Genomic DNA, 17,153 nt, shown 5'->3' on the forward strand with positions numbered 1-17,153 from the left:
GCCGAAACCGGCGGGCTTTTCCTTTAGTAGTCGGTCACCTGTCACGAGGCGTCGCGGAAGACCCAGGGGGTCGTTTCTGCGCGGCTGTCCTCGTAAGTGTCGATCTTTTCGTTCTTCTGCAGGGTGAGCGAAATGTCGTCCAGCCCGTTCAACAGGCAGTGACGGCGGAACTCATCCACGTCGAAGTCATATTCCTCACCATCCGGATCGACCACTTTCTGGTTTTCCAGGTCAATGGTGAAGGTGGCATTGGAGCCACGGTCGGCCTTGTCCATCAGGCTGTCGACCACTTCGCGCGGCAGCTTGATCGGCAGGATGCCGTTCTTGAAGCAGTTGTTATAGAAGATGTCGGCAAAGCTGGGTGCGATCACACAGCGGATGCCGAAGTCCAGCAACGCCCAGGGCGCATGCTCACGCGACGAACCACAGCCGAAGTTGTCACCGGCAACCAGGATTTCCGCCCCACGGTAGGCCTGCTTGTTCAGCACGAAATCCGGATTTTCGGAACCATCGTCGTTAAAGCGCATCTCATCGAACAGGTTCTTGCCGAGACCCGTGCGTTTGATGGTTTTCAGATACTGCTTAGGGATGATCATATCAGTGTCGATGTTGATCAGGTCCAGCGGTGCGGCAATCCCGGTCAGTTTGTTGAATTTCTGCATGCTCTTGAACCTCCCCTTAGCGTTTCTTCTTGGCGGTCATCAGCCAATAGGCCAGCTCACTGTCGAGCAGGTCCACTTCTTCGACGTCGTCGTTGGCTGCACTGGGCAGCAATTCGGCGACATTCCAGCCATTGGTGCTCAGGTCCTGCTTGAACAGATTGCTCAACCAGTCCTGATCGTTGTTGAGATCAATTGCATGCATCACAGAAACTCCCGTACGTCAGCCAGCGTGCCCTTGATGGCAGCGGCTGCGGCCATGACGGGGCTGACCAGATGGGTCCGGCCGCCGCGGCCCTGACGGCCTTCGAAGTTACGGTTGGAGGTCGACGCACAACGCTCGCCCGGGGCCAGCTTGTCGGCGTTCATGGCCAGACACATGGAGCAGCCCGGCTCACGCCAGTCAAAGCCTGCTTCCTTGAAAATCTTGTCCAGACCTTCGGCTTCCGCCTGTTCTTTCACCAGGCCGGAGCCGGGAACGATCATGGCGCGGACGTTTTCGGCAACCTTGCGGCCCTTTGCGATTTCCGCCACGGCGCGCAGGTCTTCGATGCGGCCGTTGGTGCAGGAACCGATGAAGACCGTGTCGATGGGAACTTCGGTCATCGGGGTGCCGGCGGTCAGGCCCATATAGTCCAGGGCACGCTGCATGGCAGCAGCCTTGTTCGGGTTGTCGGCCTTGGCCGGGTCGGGAACATTGCCGGTGACCGGGATTACGTCTTCCGGGCTGGTACCCCAAGTGACCTGCGGGGCGATCTCGCTGGTGTGCAGCGTGATTTCCACGTCATATTCCGCGCCTTCGTCCGACGGCAGGGAGGACCAGTATTCAACGGCCTTGTCCCAGTTCTCGCCGGTCGGCGCCATCGGGCGGCCCTTGATGTATTCAAAGGTGGTGTCGTCCGGCGCGATCAGACCTGCACGGGCGCCGCCTTCGATGGCCATGTTGCAGATGGTCATGCGGCCTTCCATGGAAAGCTGGCGGATTGCATCACCGGCATATTCGATCACGTAACCGGTGCCCCCGGCGGTGCCGATCTTGCCGATAATGGCCAGCGTCAGGTCCTTGGCGGTCACACCGGCGGGCAGGTCGCCCTCGACGGTGACGCGCATGTTCTTGGCCGGTTTCTGCAGCAGGGTCTGGGTTGCCAGCACATGTTCGACTTCGGATGTGCCGATGCCGAAGGCCAGCGAGCCGAAAGCCCCGTGGGTCGCTGTGTGGCTATCGCCGCAGACGATGGTCATGCCGGGCATGGTAAAGCCCTGCTCGGGGCCGACGATATGCACGATGCCCTGGCGGATATCGCTCATCTCGAAATAGGGAACGCCGAATTCCGCACAGTTGTTGGCGAGAGTCTCGACCTGGATGCGGCTTTCTTCGTCGGCAATGCCGTTGGCACGGTCGGAGGTGGGGACGTTATGGTCGGCCACGGCCAGTGTCTGGCCCGGTGCGCGCACTTTGCGTCCTGCAGTCCGTAGACCTTCGAATGCCTGGGCGCTGGTGACTTCGTGAACCATGTGACGGTCGATATAAAGCAGGCAGGTCCCATCCTCCTGCGTATCCACCACATGGGCATCCCAGATCTTGTCAAAGAGCGTGCGGGGCTGCGCCATAATTGTCCTCTCCTGAAATAATTGTACTCAGTGTCCTGGGTAATGCCTGTTTTTATTGCGCACTGATCCAGGGTGCGCGCAGCATAGAGACCTAGGCCCGAGCCTTCAATAGCAACGCCGTTACAGCACTTGTTATGAGCATTCCAAAGACCCCATATATGCGGACTTTAGAACGCCCTTCGCCGCCACCCGGTTTTCCAGGTGGCGGCGTGGACTGAACGGCCTGTCGGGCAGAAAGCTGACTTAGCTTTTGTCTGCCTTTTTGGTGTCGCGGCGCTCGGCGATACGAGCGGACTTACCGGTACGGCCACGCAGGTAGTACAGTTTCGCGCGGCGAACTTTACCACGGCGAATGACTTCGATGCTGTCGATACGCGGGCTGTAGAGCGGGAATACACGCTCGACGCCTTCGCCGTAGGACAGTTTGCGTACCGTGAAGGAGCTGTTCAGGCCAGCGTTTTTGCGTGCAATGCAAACGCCTTCGTAAGCCTGGACACGCTCACGGTTGCCCTCGACAACCTTCACGTTGACACGGACGGTGTCGCCCGCCTGGAATTCCGGAACGCCACCTTCCGGGGTACGCTGATCAAGCTGCTCTTTTTCGAGCTGTTCAATGATGTTCATGGGTTCAGTCCTTCTACATTCACATCAGGTTAATGACTTTGGCCTGCGACATAGCGGTCCCAGAGGTCGGGACGGCGTTCACGGGTGATCCGCTCTGCCTCCGCCAGACGCCAGGCGTCAATCTTCTTGTGGTGTCCGCTGAGCAGGATGTCCGGAACCTTCCGGCCGTCCCATTCCGCGGGCCGCGTGTAATGCGGGTATTCAAGCAACCCGCTTGCGAAGCTTTCTTCTTCCAGGCTTTCGTCCGCTCCCAACGCGCCGGGCAGCAAGCGCACGACGGCATCAAGGATGGCATGGGCTGCCGGTTCACCACCGGACAGCACGAAATCGCCCAGGCTGATCTCACGCACCTGGCGTTTGTCCAGCACACGCTGGTCGATCCCTTCATACCGTCCGCAGATCATCGTCATACCCGGCTCTTCGGCCAGTTCATGAGCGATCGCCTGACTGAATACCTCGCCGCGGGGGGAGAGATAGACAACCGGGCCCGGACGGTCGGCAACCGAAGCGATTGCGGCATCGACCACATCGGGGCGCATCACCATGCCGGGGCCGCCGCCACAGGGCGTGTCGTCCACGGTACGGTGTTTGTCGGTGGCAAAGCTCCGGATATCCACCGTCTCCATGTCCCAGCAGCCATTTTTCATGGCGCGGCCGGGAATGGACAGGCCGAGCGGCCCCGGAAACATGTCCGGGAACAAGGTCAGGATCGTGGCTTTCCAGGCGTTGCTCATGCCTGTTTTTCCTCCGATACGTCTTCCTCGTCCGCCTTGGCTTCGGTTTCAACCGGCGGGTTGACCACCAGTTTGCCAGCATCCAGGTCGATCGTCGGCACCGTCTCCTTGGTAAATGGCAGCATCGCGCCCTTACCGCTGGTGAGTTTGATGTCGAGAATATCGCCTGCGCCAAAATCATGGACTGCCTTGACCGTGCCATAGGCTTCGCCGTCGATGGTCTCGACAGCAAGGCCGATCAGGTCGGCGTGGTAGAATTCTTCTTCGTCCGGCGCCGGCAGGCGGCTGCGTTCGATGAACAATTCCTGGCCCTTCAGGTCTTCTGCCGCATTGCGGTCGTTGACCCCTTTGATCTTGGCGATGAGCTGGCCTTTGGATTGGCCGTTCACGGTCAGTTTGAAAACCTTGTCGCCTTTGGCATCCGACAACGCGCCATAAGCGGTAAGCTGTTCCGGATCAGCCGTGAAGCTTTTGATCCGAACCTGCCCGCGAATGCCGTGTGCGCCGGTAATCACGCCCAAGCAAAGTCGGTTTTCGGTATTTTTGACCACGATCGGTTAATCCTATTTGCCCAGAAGAAACAGCAGTGAGGCTTAGGCCTCAGCGCCTTCAGCAGCTTCCGTAGCTTCTGCAGCAGCTTCAGCGGCAGCAGCGGCTTTTTCTTCACGCTCGCGGATACGCTCGAGAGTTTTTGCACTCGGCGCGCTTTTCTTCGGCTGTTCATTGATCGCCGGCTTTTCAGCCAGACCCATGTTGGCCAGGAAGCGCTGAACGCGGTCAGTCGGCGTGGCGCCAACGGACAACCAGTGTTTCACGCGCTCTTCGTTGATCTGAATGCGATCAGCGTGGTCTTTCGGCAACATCGGGTTGTAGCTACCGATCTTCTCGATGAAGCGACCGTCACGCGGGGAGCGGGAGTCGGCCACCACGATGCGGTAATACGGACGCTTTTTGGCGCCACCGCGGGCGAGACGTACTTTAAGGCTCATAGTTTCCTATTCTCCAGTTACAAAAGTGTTTGGTTACACTCGCTCAACAACAAAAACTCGGTTTGATTCCGCCTAGCGCGGGAAACCGCCGCCGGGCGGCATCGCGTTGGGGGGAAGCATGCCACCGAGCGAACGCATGAATCCTTTTTTCCCCAACTTGCTGACTTTTTTCATCATTTTGGACATCATCTGATACTGCTTCAGCAGCTTGTTGACGTCCTGGACGCTGGTGCCGGAACCGGCGGCGATACGCTTCTTGCGCGAAGCATGGATCACTTTCGGGTTCTTGCGTTCCGCGTCCGTCATGGAGGAGATGATAGCCTCCTGACGTTTGATCATCTTGTCGTCGACATTCGCACCGGCCATCTGCTGTTTCAGCTTGCCGACACCGGGCAGCATGCCCATCACGCCCTGCAGGCCGCCCATCTTGCGCATCTGCTGGAGTTGTTTGGCCATGTCGTTCAGATCGAACAGCCCTTTCTCCATGCGCTTGGCGAGCTTTTCAGCTTCTTCCTGCTCAATGGTCTCGGCGGCTTTTTCCACCAGCGAGACCACGTCGCCCATGCCCAAAATCCGGTTGGCGATACGGTCGGCGTGGAAATCTTCCAGCTCGTCCATCTTCTCGCCGGTGCCCAGGAATTTGATCGGGCAGTCGGTGACCTGACGCATGGACAGCGCCGCACCGCCGCGGGCGTCACCATCGACACGGGTCAGCACGATACCGGACAGGCCGATACGCTTGTTGAAGCTGTCTGCGACCGTGACCGCATCCTGGCCGGTCATGCTGTCTGCAACCAGCAGGGTTTCGGACGGGCTGGCGATGGTTTTCACCATCGAGACCTCATCCATCAGGCTCTCGTCAATATGCAGACGACCGGCGGTATCCAGCATGACCACGTCATAACCGCCCAGCTTTGCCGCCTGCAGCGCGCGTTTGGTGATGTCGATCGGCTGCTGACCGGCGACGATCGGCAGGGTGTTGACGGTTACCTGTTCACCCAGCACCTTCAACTGTTCCTGTGCCGCCGGGCGCGCCACGTCGAGCGAGACCATCATCACCTTCTTGCGGCCCTTTTCGGTCAGGCGCTTGGCGATTTTGGCGGTGCTGGTGGTTTTACCGGAACCCTGCAGGCCGACCATCATCACAACGGCGGGCGGTTCGCCCAGCAGGTTCAGCTCGTTATTTTCCGCGCCCAGCATGTCGACCAGCGCATCGTGCACGATCTTGATGACCTGCTGACCGGGCGTGACCGATTTCAGGACTTCCTGACCGACGGCCTGTTCCTTGACGGTCTCAACGAATTTCTTGACGACCGGCAGGGCGACATCTGCTTCCAGCAGCGCCAGCCGGATTTCGCGCATGGCGGCATTGACATCGGCTTCCTTCAGGCTGCCCTTACGCTTAAGCCCTTCAAAAACCTCGCCTAATTTGCCTGTCAGCGTGTCAAACATGCGGTCCTCAAAATCGTTTCATCATCAAAGGCCAAGGGCACAACGCAATTTACGCCAGTGCGCGAAACTCGCGGACTGGCGGGGCTCCTCGGAGCCAAAAGCCCTGTGCTGGCTTGAAATCTGGAAGGTTTCTACGCGCGGGCAGGCGCAGAGTCAAGCGTTCCGTGCCTCTGCGTCTTTGTTAGGAAGGGCGTAATAAACTTTGTCCGGATTACAGAAGCTCCCGGCCTTTCGCCACGTAACCCGCAAAGGCGTCCGCACCGATGTTGGAGCCGCAGGCGATGACGCCGACGCGTTTGCCCGCCAGTTCCTCTTTCAGCACCGACATGGCGGCGGCCGTTGAGGCGGCACCCGCCGGTTCGACGGCGATTTTGAGGGCGTCGTAGAGGACGGCCATGCCGCGCAGCATGTCTTCGTCTTCGATACGCACCACACGGTCCACATGGGCGTGCGCCACGGCGAAGGAATAGGGCATGGCGAGCGGGGAGCCCAGGCTGTCGGCGATGGTCTGGACCTTTTCCAGTTTTTCCGGCTGGCCGGACTGGAAGCTGCGATACATGCTGTCGGCACCAAAGGGTTCGACGCCGATTACCTCGATCTTCGGGTTCATTGCCTTGAAGGCGGTCGACATGCCGGAGATCAGGCCGCCGCCGCCGATGGGCACAATTGCCACATCCAGGTCGGGCACCTGGGTTGCGTATTCATAGCCGCAGGTGCCGGTACCCAGCGTCAGGTAACGCCCTTCAAACGGGTGGACGAAGGTTCGGCCTTCCTCCTGTTTGATACGCTCCACCTCGTCAAAGGCGGCGTGGATATCTTCCACCAGAATCACTTCCGCACCCTGCGCCCGGCAGCCCGCCACCCGGATCGGGTCGGCGGTTTTCGTCATGACGACCTTGGCATGGACACCGGCCTTGTTGGCGGCCCAACTTGCGGCCAGGGCATGGTTGCCCGCGCTGACGGTGGTGATACCGCGCTGGCGCTCATCCTCGTTGAGGGCTTCGACGCTGAGCAATGCACCACGGGCCTTGAAGGAACCGGCCTGCTGAAACAGCTCCAGCTTGATCGACATCTCCGCGCCGTCGGGCAGATAGGGCGCGATACGGTCGGAGGAGAGTTTCACCACCGGCGTGTTGACGATCTTGCCCTGCAGGCTGTTTGCCGCCTGTTTGATTTCATTCAGGCTCGGTGCCGGATGCTCGGTCATGTCGGTTCCCCCATCACAGGTGTCTTGTGGTTTTTCTTCTTCCGTCATTAGTTAAGGATGGTCTAGAAAAACACAATCTCAAAAAATGCAGTAAGGGGAAGGACATGCCGGATTCGATCATCCCATCAACCGAAGACCATTCGATTTCCAGTATTGAAGAGCTGGAAGAGGTCTACGGGCCGGTTCCCGAAAGGGCGCTGAAAAAGGAGATCGACTATATCTCCGACGACTATCGGACCTGGATCGAAAACTCCCCCTTTGTGGCGGTTGCCACCGTCGGGCCGGAAGGCATGGATTGCTCGCCGCGTGGCGACGCACCGGGTTTTGTCCATGTGGTGGACAACAAAACCCTGCTGATCCCCGACCGGCGCGGCAACAATCGGCTGGATACTTTGCGTAATATCGTGCGCGATGACCGTATATCACTGCTCTTCCTGATCCCCGGTATCGGCGAGACCATGCGGGTTAACGGTCGGGCGGTCATCACCACCGAGCCTGAGCTTTGCGCCAGCTTTGAGGTGCAGGGAAAAGCCCCGGCAAGCGTGATCCGCATCACCGTCGAGCGCATCTACTTCCAATGCCAGAAGGCCATTGCCCGCTCCGGCCTGTGGAAACCGGAAAGCCAGGTTGAACGCGGCACTGTTCCGACCGCAGGCAAGATGCTGAATGGCGTGATGCAGGGCTTCGACGGCGAAGCCTATGACCGGAACTACCCGGAACATATGAAGAAGACGATTTATTAGGGCGAAGCGAACAAACCAACCCCGTCATGGCCGGTCTTGCCTTAAAAGACTGGACTTTTCCCACTTATCCACAATATAACGCGCGCGAGCTTTTTTATGCAGGTTGTTGCTGCATGATGGGGCGTTCGGCGTATGATGGAGGCTGAACGCGAGACTGGCATTCAGATGTTAGGTAGTGACGTGATGAATATCCCATTCCGGAAGATGCACGGGCTGGGCAACGATTTTGTCGTTGTCGATGGCCGGGACAAAGACTGGCTTCTGTCCCGCGATCAGGTGCGCCTGATGTCCGACCGCCGGTTCGGGATCGGGTGCGACCAGTTCATCATCATGGAGCCGGTTGATGGCGATGCGGATGTCTTCATGCGCATCTATAATCCGGATGGCTCCGAATCCGGGGCCTGCGGGAATGCCACGCGCTGCGTTGCTTCGCTTTTGATGGACGAAACAGCCAAGGATCAGGTTGTGATCCGCACCCGGCGCGGCGATCTTCATGCCCGTAACGCCGGTGAGGGGAACTACACGGTTGATATGGGCGCGGCCCAGCTTGACTGGCACGACGTCCCCCTGTCGGAAGACATGAATACGGAATGCCTGCCCATCGACATTGAACAGATCGGTGGCCCGGTGGCGGTCGGCATGGGCAATCCCCATTGCGTTTTCTTTGTAGACGATGCCGAGGCGCTGCCGCTGGAAAAGATCGGGCCGCAGATCGAACATCACCGGCTGTTTCCCGAACGCACCAATGTGGAACTGGTGACCGTGCGCCCCGATGGCACGATGCGCCTGCGCGTCTGGGAGCGCGGGGCAGGGCGGACGCTGGCCTGCGGGTCCGGGGCCTGTGCGACCATCGTTGCCGCCGTGCGCCGGGGATTGATCGACGGGCGCAAGGCGCGGATCGAGATGGATGGCGGCTGGCTGACCCTTGAGTGGCTGGAAAACGGGCATGTGTTGATGACCGGCCCGGTGGCGACGGCCTTCACCGGGGAATGGCTGCTATGAGCAACGCCCCGCATAAGGATGTGGAAATCGTCACCTTCGGCTGCCGGTTGAATGCCTATGAATCCGAAGTCATGCGGGAGAATGCCAAAAAGGCAGGCCTGCATGATGCCGTGATCATCAATACCTGTGCGGTAACGGCAGAGGCCGAACGTCAGGCCCGCCAGACCATCCGCAAGGCGCGGCGGGAAAATCCCGATGCCCAGATCATCGTGACCGGCTGTGCCGCCCAGGTACATCCCGATGACTTTGCCGGTATGGCCGAGGTGGACCGCGTTGTCGGCAATATGGAAAAGATGCAGGCCGATACCTTCGACCAGTTCGGCGTGGCTAGCGCGGAAAAGGTTCTGGTCAACGATATCATGTCGGTTGAAGAAACCGCCGGTCATCTGGTCGCCGGGTTCGAAGGCCGGGCGCGCGCCTTTGTTCAGGTGCAAAACGGCTGCGATCATCGCTGTACCTTCTGCATCATCCCCTATGGCCGCGGCAACAGCCGTTCCGTGCCGATGGGCGAAGTGGTCTCCCAGGTGAAACAACTGGTTGCCAATGGCTATAAGGAAGTGGTGCTGACCGGGGTGGATATCACCTCCTACGGCGGGGACCTGCCGGGTGAGCCGACCTTGGGGCAGATGGTCCGCCGTCTGATGGCGGCCGTGCCGGAACTGCCGCGCCTGCGCATTTCTTCCATCGACTGTATCGAAATGGATGATGACCTGTTCCAGGTGATCGCGGAAGAGCCGCGCATCATGCCGCATCTGCATCTGTCGCTCCAAGCCGGGGACGACATGATCCTGAAGCGGATGAAACGCCGCCATCTGCGCGATCATGCCATTGAGTTGTGCCAGCGCCTTCGCGCGGCCCGACCGGATATGGTGCTGGGTGCGGACCTGATTGCCGGTTTCCCGACGGAAACGGACGAGATGTTCGAAAACACGTTGCGGGCGGTGGACGACTGCGACCTGACCTGGTTGCATGTCTTTCCCTATTCGGAACGGCCGGGCACGCCTGCTGCGAAAATCCCGAACCAGGTGCCCAAGGCCCTGCGCAAGGAACGCGCCGCCCGCCTGCGCGCCAAGGGGGCGGAGAAGGAAGCGGCCCATCTGGCCGCCCAGGTTGGCAGGATGGCCCATGTGCTTTTCGAGAAAGACGGCGTGGGCCGTACGGAATATTTCGCGCCGGTGCGCTTGTCAGAACCGGTGGAAGACGGCAGTTTGCTGACTGTCGAGATAACAGGGGTTGAAGAGAACATGCTTTTGGCAAAACCGGTTCGTGAGGCCGCAGCATGAGTGGTTGGTTTTCCCGGCTGAAGGCCGGTCTGTCCAAATCCTCAAGCAAGATCGTTGGCGGCATCGCCGATGTCATCAAAAAGCGCAAGCTGGACGATGAGGCGCTGGAAGAACTGGAAGAGGTTCTGATCACCGCCGATATGGGCCCGGCGACGGCGGCCAAGCTGACGGCGGCGCTGGCCAAATCCCGCTTTGACAAGGAAGTCACGGACGAGGAAGTACGTGGTGCGCTGGCCGAGGAAATCGCCACGATCCTGGAGCCGGTTGCCAAGCCGCTGGAAATTAATAGCAGTCTGAAACCCCATGTGGTTCTGGTGGTCGGCGTGAATGGCAGTGGCAAGACCACCACCATCGGCAAACTGGCCCAGCATTACCGCGAACAGGGCCTGAAGGTCATGCTGGCGGCGGGCGACACCTTCCGTGCCGCGGCGGTGGAACAGTTGCAGATTTGGGGTGAGCGTACCGGCTGTCCGGTGATTGCCAAGGAAACCGGTGCGGATGCCGCAGGCCTTGCCTTTGACGCGATCGAACGCGCCAAGGCGGAAGGCTCGGATGTGTTGCTGATCGACACGGCCGGTCGCCTGCATAACAAGAAGGACCTGATGGCGGAGCTGGAAAAGGTTGTTCGTGTCATCCGCAAGAAGGATGAAACCGCGCCGCACAGCACGCTTCTGGTGCTGGATGCGACAGTCGGCCAGAACGCCCATTCCCAGGTCGAGACCTTCCGTGAGATGGTCAATGTCGGCGGTCTGGTGATGACCAAACTGGACGGTACGGCCAAGGGTGGCGTGCTGGTGGCGCTGGCGGAGAAATTCGGCCTGCCGATCCATGCCATCGGCGTGGGCGAGAAGGCAGAAGACCTGCGTCCCTTCAAGGCCGACGACTATGCCCGCAGCCTGATGGGCATTGCCGAGTAAGGCTTGCACTTCCGGTCTCCGGCGAAAGCATGCTATAGCAATCGCCGGAGGCAGTTGACATGCTTGACCATCAATCAGACTCCCACGAGGAAATGGGCGACATCCGGTTCCATGGTGCGAACCGGGATGACGTGCTTGTGGTCAGCGCCCTGCAAACCCGTCACAGTTATCCCAAGCACACCCATGACGCCTTTTGCTTTGGCGTGATGTATGACGGCGCGCAGGATTCGGTCTATGGGCAAAAGCACCGTGTGACCGAGGCGGGCGACGTGATGCTCGTCAATCCGGGCGAGGTGCATGACGGGCTGCCACTCGGCGATCATGGCCGCAGCTTCAGAACCATCTATATCGAACCGCAACTGGTCCGGGATGCCGCCCGTGAGGCTGGCGTCGCAATGACCGGTAATCTGGAGGTGGCCCCGACAGCGGCCCAAGATCATGACCTTGCGCGGATCATCCATGTCCTGCACAAGGGTTATCGCGACGGGGAGGGGCGGTTAGGTACGGATGGCCTGCTGGTGGAACTGTTGGGGAAGGTGGTCCGGCGGCATGGGACGGAACGGGTCAGGCCGCATTTCAACGCCGCTGCCGCGGTGGCTCTGGCGTGGCAACTGCTGCGGGATGACCCATTGACGGACCATAACCTGGACGATCTTGCGGCCCTCTGTGGCCTGTCAAAATTTCACTTCCTGCGCAGTTTCAAACGCGCCTATGGATTGTCGCCCTATAGTTTCCTGACACAATGCCGCCTGCAACGCGGGTTGGATCAGTTGCGGCGCGGTGTGAGTGTGACGCAGGCAGGGTTGGCTGCCGGTTTTTACGACCAGTCTCATTTCACGAGGCATTTCAAGAAGATATACGGCACCACACCAGGGGCGCTGCGCCTGTCCCTGTCATAGGGCAATATTGTACAAGCGGTCTCCTCCGATCCGTCATAGGGATGAACGGTATCCCTGTGGAGGACATTATGCTGTTACCCTATTTGTCTTTGGCGGCGGCCATGGCCCTGGTTGGACTGAATGTTCCGGTCAGTAAGGCTGTTGTCGTCTATATCCCGGTATTCCTGTTCGCCTTTCTGCGCTGTCTCTTCGGTTTTGTTGTCCTGGCACCGGTTCTTGTGCACAGGGGCGAATGGCGGCTGGATAAGGCCAGTGCGAAAACCCTGGCGTCACAGGCTTTTTTCGGGGCCTTCCTGTTTAACGTTTTCATCCTGTTGGGGGTCGAACGCACGTCTGCCGTCAGCGCCGGGATTATCACAAGCGCCATTCCGGCGGGGGCGGCATTGTTGGCCGTCTTTCTCTTTGGTGAGAAAATCCGGTTGCGCGAGATGGCGGTAATCGGCTGTGCGGTGTTGGGAATCTGTTTCGTCAATCTGGCCGGGGCCGGTTCCGGTGGTAAAAGTGACCTGTTGGGCAATATGCTGGTCCTGGGCGCGGTTTTGGCGGAATCCTATTTTCTGATGGTGGCACAACGGGCCTCCACCAGGCTTTCGGCCCTTGCCGCGACAACCTGGCTGAACGGATTTGCGGCCCTCATGTTCCTGCCGATGGCAATCTGGGAACTGCGTGACTTTGTCTGGACGTCGGTGCCGACCGACGTGTGGCTGATGGCGTTATATTTCTCTGCCACGGCCAGCGTGATTTGCTACGGGCTTTGGTTCTGGGGAGCCAAGCGGGTGCCGATGACACGCTCGGGCCTGTTTTCAGCCATTCTTCCTATGAGTGCGGTGATCGGCGGGGCGCTTATGCTGGATGAAACCGTAACACCGCTGCATCTGGCAGGCATGTTGCTGACGATCACAGCGATTTTGCTGGGGGTGCTGCTTCCTGCGCGCCGGCGAAAACTTTCCTGAACCGGGGGCTTAGCTCTTCTTCTTGCCGCCATGCTTCTGCTTTGCCTCAAAGAGGCTTTGCAGAAGTTCCTGGCCCATCTTGCCGCCATCGCCTTTGATCTTCTGGTTCATCACCACCTTGATCAGGTCGATATGGCTGTTGATGAGGTCCAGTAGTTGCGGCGTGACCTTGGTGTCTTCCTCGGTGCATTCATAAAGCGACTTGCCGAACTGGGTCATCAGCGGGTAGCCGAAAATCCCACCCTGACCGCGCAGGTCAAGCGCGACCTTGTTGATCACCTCCAGATGGGAGGAGGCATCGTCCATTTCCTCGATGGCGCGGTGATGCGCCTGAACAAGTTTCTCGATGGATTCCGCAACCCAGTCCGCATAGTCGGTTTCCATGTCCGCGACCTTGGCTTCCGCCGCGTCCAGCAGGGCAGGATCAAATGCGGGTTCATTGTTGTCGCCGCTGGCACCCGTGGACAGTTTCGCACGCAAGGTCTTCGGCAGGCGGATTTCCCATACCTTTTTCTTGCTGTTCTTCAGCGCGGCCAGTTCCTTGCCGGAATAGACGGTTTCAATCTCATCTTTGCTCATCACGCGCCGATCATTGCGCACAGGTACGGTGCGTCGCCGGCGGTCCGGGCCGAAGTAGGTCGGGCAATAGATATAGGGACGGCCATGTTCAACAACCGCGACCAGGCGCTGTGCCATGGCATTGGCGGAGAAGGGTTTGGCCAGGAATTCATCGACACCGGCATCGCGGGCCTTGATGATAACGTCGCGGTCGGCGGCGGCAGAACACATGATGAAGGGCAGGAAACGGTCCGGCGATTTCGCGGACAGGCGGACCCAGCGTAAAAGCATGTTGCCGTCGACAACCGGCATGAACATATCGGATATAATGACGTCGACACCGCTCATGCCGACCATGGACTGAGTTTTCTTGGTGGCGGGAGACAGGATGGCGATGGCTTCTTCGCCGTTCTCCGCAGTCATGACCCGTTCGACGCCCAACGCGCGCAGAATACCAATAATCAGGCTGCGCATGAACTGGCTGTCCTCGACAACCAGGACTGATAGTCTGCTGAAATCAAGACGCGCCATCTACTGTTCTACTCACTCAAATCCATTTGGCCTGTTTATAGTATATCAAATTCGATTACGTAGCCCGTTATGCCAATATATTCAAATAATAACCACGTGCAGGGGCATCGCTTCGCGGCGTGTCGCCATCACGGGTCAACAGCTTGTCCAGGCGATTGAAGGCGGTATCCAGGTCCAGCGGGTTGCGCTGGGGGGCTTTGGATCGACCGAATGTCTGGGCCTCACTGCGCGCCGGGCTGCTTTGGGGGCGCGGCGTGGTGGCCGGACTGTTGATGCCGGGGCGCTGTGGGCCAGAGTTGAAAACGCTGTTGTCGCTCATTGCTCAGCAATTCGAATAATTGAATACTTACGGTAAGATAGTGTTATCTTCCGGGTATATTGCGGGGCGCGAAGTAAGGCGGTCAAGCTGATTTAGTTAAAAGGCGTCATAATGAAGATACAGGCAGTCGACCATATTCAGGTAACCACCACATCCTCCCGGATAGATGACGTCCTTTATTTCTACCAGCAGGTTATGGGGCTGGTGCCTGTCGCCAAACCGGATGCGTTGGCCGGAAATGGCGGTGGCTGGTTTCAGGTGGGCGATCAGCAGCTTCATGTCTCGATCGAGAAGGGGGATGTGGCTGATGCCGCACAGAGCAAACGCCATATCTGCTATCGCGTTGATGACCTGAACCATTGGCAGGATCACCTGGATGCAAAGGGGGTGCCCTGGCAGCCTGACCATCAGCCCATTCCGGGCTGTGTCCGACTGTTCTTGCGGGACCCTGCCGGGAACCGGATAGAACTGATGCAGATTCTCGATGCATGAACAGGGCATGATGATTTCCTCATGCCTGTATGAGGATATGTCTTTTCCCAGCATTCGAAATCTCTGCTAGCCTTCATTTCCTTCAGAAATTTGGGAGATTGGGCAGTGGCGTTGGACACAATCGCAGTGTTCCTGGTACTCGGGGCGGCCTTTCTGCATGCCGGTTGGAATGCAATGGTCAAAGGGGCGACCGACCGGACGTCAATGTTTATTGGCATCTCGCTCTGTGGATCGCTGATGAGTGCTGCCGGGGCCTTCTTCCTGCCCGTACCGCATCCGGATTCATGGTTGTTCCTCGCGGCCTCGACCATGATCCATTACGCCTATTATCTGTTCCTGATGAATTCCTATCGCCTGGGAGACCTTAGCCAGGTTTATCCCGTGGCACGGGGCAGTGCGCCTTTGCTGGTCGCCATTGGTGGATACTTCTTCGCAGGCGAAAGCCTGTCGCCCCTTGGCCTGGTGGCTGTCGCCATCACGTCTTTCGGAATCATGATACTGGCCTTCGAGAAGGGGCTGCCGCGCGGTGACCAGAAAAAGCCTGTGCTGTTTGCCCTGGCGACAGGTGTGATGATTGCCACCTATACCGTGGTGGATGGCATGGGCGTGCGCCGGTCGGGAGACCCGCTGTCCTATATCCTGTGGCTGTTTGCCCTGGAGGGGATCCCCTTCCTGATCTGGGTTGCCGTCTGGCGCAAGCAACGGTTTCTGGGCTATGTCCGGCAGAATTGGCATCTTGTCCTGGCGGGCGGTGTGGCAACAGAACTGGCCTATGGTCTTGTGATCTTTGCGCTCAGTCTCGGGGCGATGGCCTCCGTGTCCGCCCTGCGTGAGACCTCGACGATCCTGGCGACAATCATCGGGGCCGTTGTGCTGAAGGAACGTTTCGGCAAGGGTCGCTATGTGGCGGCGTCGCTGGTTGCGCTTGGTGTCGTGATCCTAAACGGCTGCAGCTAACTTCATTTCACGCAGGATGCCTGCGGTCCGCTGCCGGTAGGTGTGCCGGGCGTTGCAGGCGTCAAATGCCGTTTCGGCCTTTTCCTGCAGGGCGCGGTCATCGGCAAGGACTTCTTCCATCTGCCCGGTAAGATTCTGCTGGCGGTCGTCAAAGAGGATGAAACCGTCATCGAGCCAGTCAGAGACTATTTTGTTGCGGAAGACGACCGGCAGGGCGGAATGGGAGGCTGCGTAAAAAACGCGCTCGTGGGAACTGTAATAGGCTGGCGGTCCGGCAAACACCGCTTTTGAGCGGCGGATATAGTCGGCCACCTTGTCTGCCGTCTGCCCGCCCGGGACCTGATCGGGTCGGGCGTTTTTCACCACATCCGCCCAGCCGGGGCCGACGGCAATACCGCCGCAATCAACGGCAAGCTGTGCCTGCAGATATTTGGTGCGGTCCCGCAGGAAGCGGTCCAAAAGGATGCAATAGGATCGCATGATCGACCATTCGAGGCGCTGGTCCGGTGCAAGGCCGAGGGCGGTGTGAATGCAGTCGGCCAGTTGCGGCTTTTCCAGGCTGTCGTAGACCTCGATGGCGGCATTGAGGTGATCGGCGATTTCCTGTCCGTATTTCGGTGCCCAGCTATCCCGTTCCTCTTGTGGGGAGCCACCGACGGTGCCCACCATCATGACCGGGATATCCTTGTCCTCCCAATGGAAGGCCGGTCCATCGGCGACGGCGTGCGGGGTCAGGACCAGGGGCTTGCCGTGGTGAACGGGGTATTGCCCCAGAAAGGTGAGATGCTCCGGCGATGTCTGGCCGAGGATATGCCGGGCCAGTGGAATGGCGTAGTCGGGCGCATTGATGATCGGGTGGTCCAGATACCAGGAGAAGACGGGCAATTCGCGCAGGTTCAACAACTTGACCAACGGGCTGTTGGCCTCCGCTGGCAGACCGATGTTGTTGAAAGTGCACAAAAAGGATGTCTCCGGCAGTTGCAAGAGGTCCAGCAGTTGTTTGCCAGCATCGGCCTCACGCGTATCGACAAGGCGGAAATCGACGCCGTTTGCCTGAAAGCCCGCGGCCATTTCGCGGGCCATCATATTCACATTGTCGTGCTGCGCGTGGCATAGAAAACCGATGCCGATCATAGGCTTGGGTGCTCCCCTGGCTGCAGGTGGGCCTCACTATAATGGTGATTTGTTGCACCCGCCAGCAGAAGTCCCTATACCATGGGACA

The 17,153-nt window shown here is 59.0% G+C and carries 20 protein-coding genes; 8 read left to right on the plus strand and 12 right to left on the minus strand.

The features are described from left to right. Positions 1-41: 41 nt before the first annotated feature. The 9 genes from leuD to IF205_RS06600 all read right to left on the minus strand — a co-directional run bounded on the left by leuD (position 42) and on the right by IF205_RS06600 (position 7,276). Positions 42-662, minus strand: a complete 621-nt coding sequence (gene leuD / locus IF205_RS06560; RefSeq protein WP_259782493.1) for a 3-isopropylmalate dehydratase small subunit — start codon at positions 660-662, stop codon at positions 42-44. A gap of 16 nt (positions 663-678) precedes the next feature. Further along, positions 679-864 (minus strand): hypothetical protein, encoded by a 186-nt coding sequence (locus IF205_RS06565; RefSeq protein WP_259782494.1) that lies wholly within the window; start codon positions 862-864, stop codon positions 679-681. Then, positions 864-2,270 (minus strand): 3-isopropylmalate dehydratase large subunit, encoded by a 1,407-nt coding sequence (gene leuC, locus IF205_RS06570; RefSeq protein ID WP_259782495.1) that lies wholly within the window; start codon positions 2,268-2,270, stop codon positions 864-866. The genes IF205_RS06565 and leuC overlap by 1 nt, the downstream gene beginning before the upstream one ends. Before the next feature lie 243 nt (positions 2,271-2,513). After that, the gene (rplS, locus tag IF205_RS06575; protein WP_259782496.1) at positions 2,514-2,894 is read right to left on the minus strand and encodes a 50S ribosomal protein L19; all 381 of its coding nucleotides are present in this window, start codon (positions 2,892-2,894) and stop codon (positions 2,514-2,516) included. A 29-nt stretch (positions 2,895-2,923) separates the two neighbouring features. After that, positions 2,924-3,628 (minus strand): tRNA (guanosine(37)-N1)-methyltransferase TrmD, encoded by a 705-nt coding sequence (gene trmD, locus IF205_RS06580; protein WP_259782497.1) that lies wholly within the window; start codon positions 3,626-3,628, stop codon positions 2,924-2,926. Then, positions 3,625-4,179 carry a ribosome maturation factor RimM gene (rimM, locus tag IF205_RS06585; protein ID WP_259782498.1) on the minus strand — a complete coding sequence of 185 codons (555 nt, stop codon included), beginning with the start codon at positions 4,177-4,179 and terminating at the stop codon, positions 3,625-3,627. Before rimM ends, trmD begins: the two co-directional genes overlap by 4 nt. A gap of 42 nt (positions 4,180-4,221) precedes the next feature. Then, positions 4,222-4,617, minus strand: a complete 396-nt coding sequence (gene rpsP / locus IF205_RS06590; RefSeq protein ID WP_259782499.1) for a 30S ribosomal protein S16 — start codon at positions 4,615-4,617, stop codon at positions 4,222-4,224. Between the two features lie 72 nt (positions 4,618-4,689). Beyond that, the gene (ffh, locus tag IF205_RS06595; RefSeq protein ID WP_259782500.1) at positions 4,690-6,069 is read right to left on the minus strand and encodes a signal recognition particle protein; all 1,380 of its coding nucleotides are present in this window, start codon (positions 6,067-6,069) and stop codon (positions 4,690-4,692) included. Between the two features lie 211 nt (positions 6,070-6,280). After that, the gene (locus IF205_RS06600) at positions 6,281-7,276 is read right to left on the minus strand and encodes a threonine/serine dehydratase family protein (protein WP_259782501.1); all 996 of its coding nucleotides are present in this window, start codon (positions 7,274-7,276) and stop codon (positions 6,281-6,283) included. 104 nt (positions 7,277-7,380) lie between these two features. Here IF205_RS06600 and IF205_RS06605 point away from each other — a divergent pair, with 104 nt between their 5' ends. The 6 genes from IF205_RS06605 (at position 7,381) to IF205_RS06630 (ending at position 13,073) form a co-directional block, all read left to right on the plus strand. Beyond that, positions 7,381-8,019: a pyridoxamine 5'-phosphate oxidase family protein gene (locus tag IF205_RS06605; protein WP_259782502.1), complete on the plus strand. Its 639-nt coding sequence runs from the start codon at positions 7,381-7,383 to the stop codon at positions 8,017-8,019. A gap of 132 nt (positions 8,020-8,151) precedes the next feature. Next, positions 8,152-9,021, plus strand: a complete 870-nt coding sequence (dapF, locus tag IF205_RS06610) for a diaminopimelate epimerase (protein ID WP_311195742.1) — start codon at positions 8,152-8,154, stop codon at positions 9,019-9,021. Next, the gene (mtaB, locus tag IF205_RS06615) at positions 9,018-10,304 is read left to right on the plus strand and encodes a tRNA (N(6)-L-threonylcarbamoyladenosine(37)-C(2))-methylthiotransferase MtaB (protein ID WP_375542678.1); all 1,287 of its coding nucleotides are present in this window, start codon (positions 9,018-9,020) and stop codon (positions 10,302-10,304) included. Before dapF ends, mtaB begins: the two co-directional genes overlap by 4 nt. After that, positions 10,301-11,221, plus strand: a complete 921-nt coding sequence (ftsY, locus tag IF205_RS06620) for a signal recognition particle-docking protein FtsY (protein WP_259782504.1) — start codon at positions 10,301-10,303, stop codon at positions 11,219-11,221. Before mtaB ends, ftsY begins: the two co-directional genes overlap by 4 nt. A 59-nt stretch (positions 11,222-11,280) precedes the next feature. Next, the gene (locus IF205_RS06625; RefSeq protein WP_259782505.1) at positions 11,281-12,120 is read left to right on the plus strand and encodes an AraC family transcriptional regulator; all 840 of its coding nucleotides are present in this window, start codon (positions 11,281-11,283) and stop codon (positions 12,118-12,120) included. 68 nt (positions 12,121-12,188) lie between these two features. Beyond that, a complete protein-coding gene (locus tag IF205_RS06630; protein ID WP_259782506.1) occupies positions 12,189-13,073 on the plus strand; it encodes a DMT family transporter in 885 nt (294 codons plus the stop codon). A 9-nt stretch (positions 13,074-13,082) separates the two neighbouring features. On the opposite strand, the gene IF205_RS06635 is transcribed toward IF205_RS06630, so the two are convergent. Both IF205_RS06635 and IF205_RS06640 read right to left on the minus strand, forming a co-directional pair. After that, positions 13,083-14,162: a response regulator gene (locus IF205_RS06635; protein ID WP_259782507.1), complete on the minus strand. Its 1,080-nt coding sequence runs from the start codon at positions 14,160-14,162 to the stop codon at positions 13,083-13,085. A 67-nt stretch (positions 14,163-14,229) separates the two neighbouring features. Next, the gene (locus IF205_RS06640) at positions 14,230-14,481 is read right to left on the minus strand and encodes a hypothetical protein (RefSeq protein ID WP_259782508.1); all 252 of its coding nucleotides are present in this window, start codon (positions 14,479-14,481) and stop codon (positions 14,230-14,232) included. A gap of 111 nt (positions 14,482-14,592) precedes the next feature. Between IF205_RS06640 and IF205_RS06645 the strand changes: the two genes are divergently transcribed. Continuing rightward, on the plus strand, positions 14,593-14,973 hold the full coding sequence (locus tag IF205_RS06645; protein ID WP_259782509.1) for a VOC family protein: 381 nt from the start codon (positions 14,593-14,595) through the stop codon (positions 14,971-14,973). Positions 14,974-15,078: 105 nt separating this feature from the next. After that, complete coding sequence (locus IF205_RS06650) at positions 15,079-15,930, plus strand: EamA family transporter (protein WP_259782510.1); 852 nt, start codon at positions 15,079-15,081, stop codon at positions 15,928-15,930. Here the strand turns inward: IF205_RS06650 and IF205_RS06655 are convergent. Beyond that, entirely contained in the window at positions 15,913-17,064 is a 1,152-nt protein-coding gene (locus IF205_RS06655; RefSeq protein WP_259782511.1) for a glycosyltransferase, read from the minus strand. The genes IF205_RS06650 and IF205_RS06655 overlap by 18 nt on opposite strands. Between the last annotated feature and the right edge of the window lie 89 nt (positions 17,065-17,153).

The organism is Aestuariispira ectoiniformans (assembly GCF_025136295.1).
In the GTDB taxonomy this organism is placed as follows: domain Bacteria; phylum Pseudomonadota; class Alphaproteobacteria; order UBA8366; family Aestuariispiraceae; genus Aestuariispira_A; species Aestuariispira_A ectoiniformans.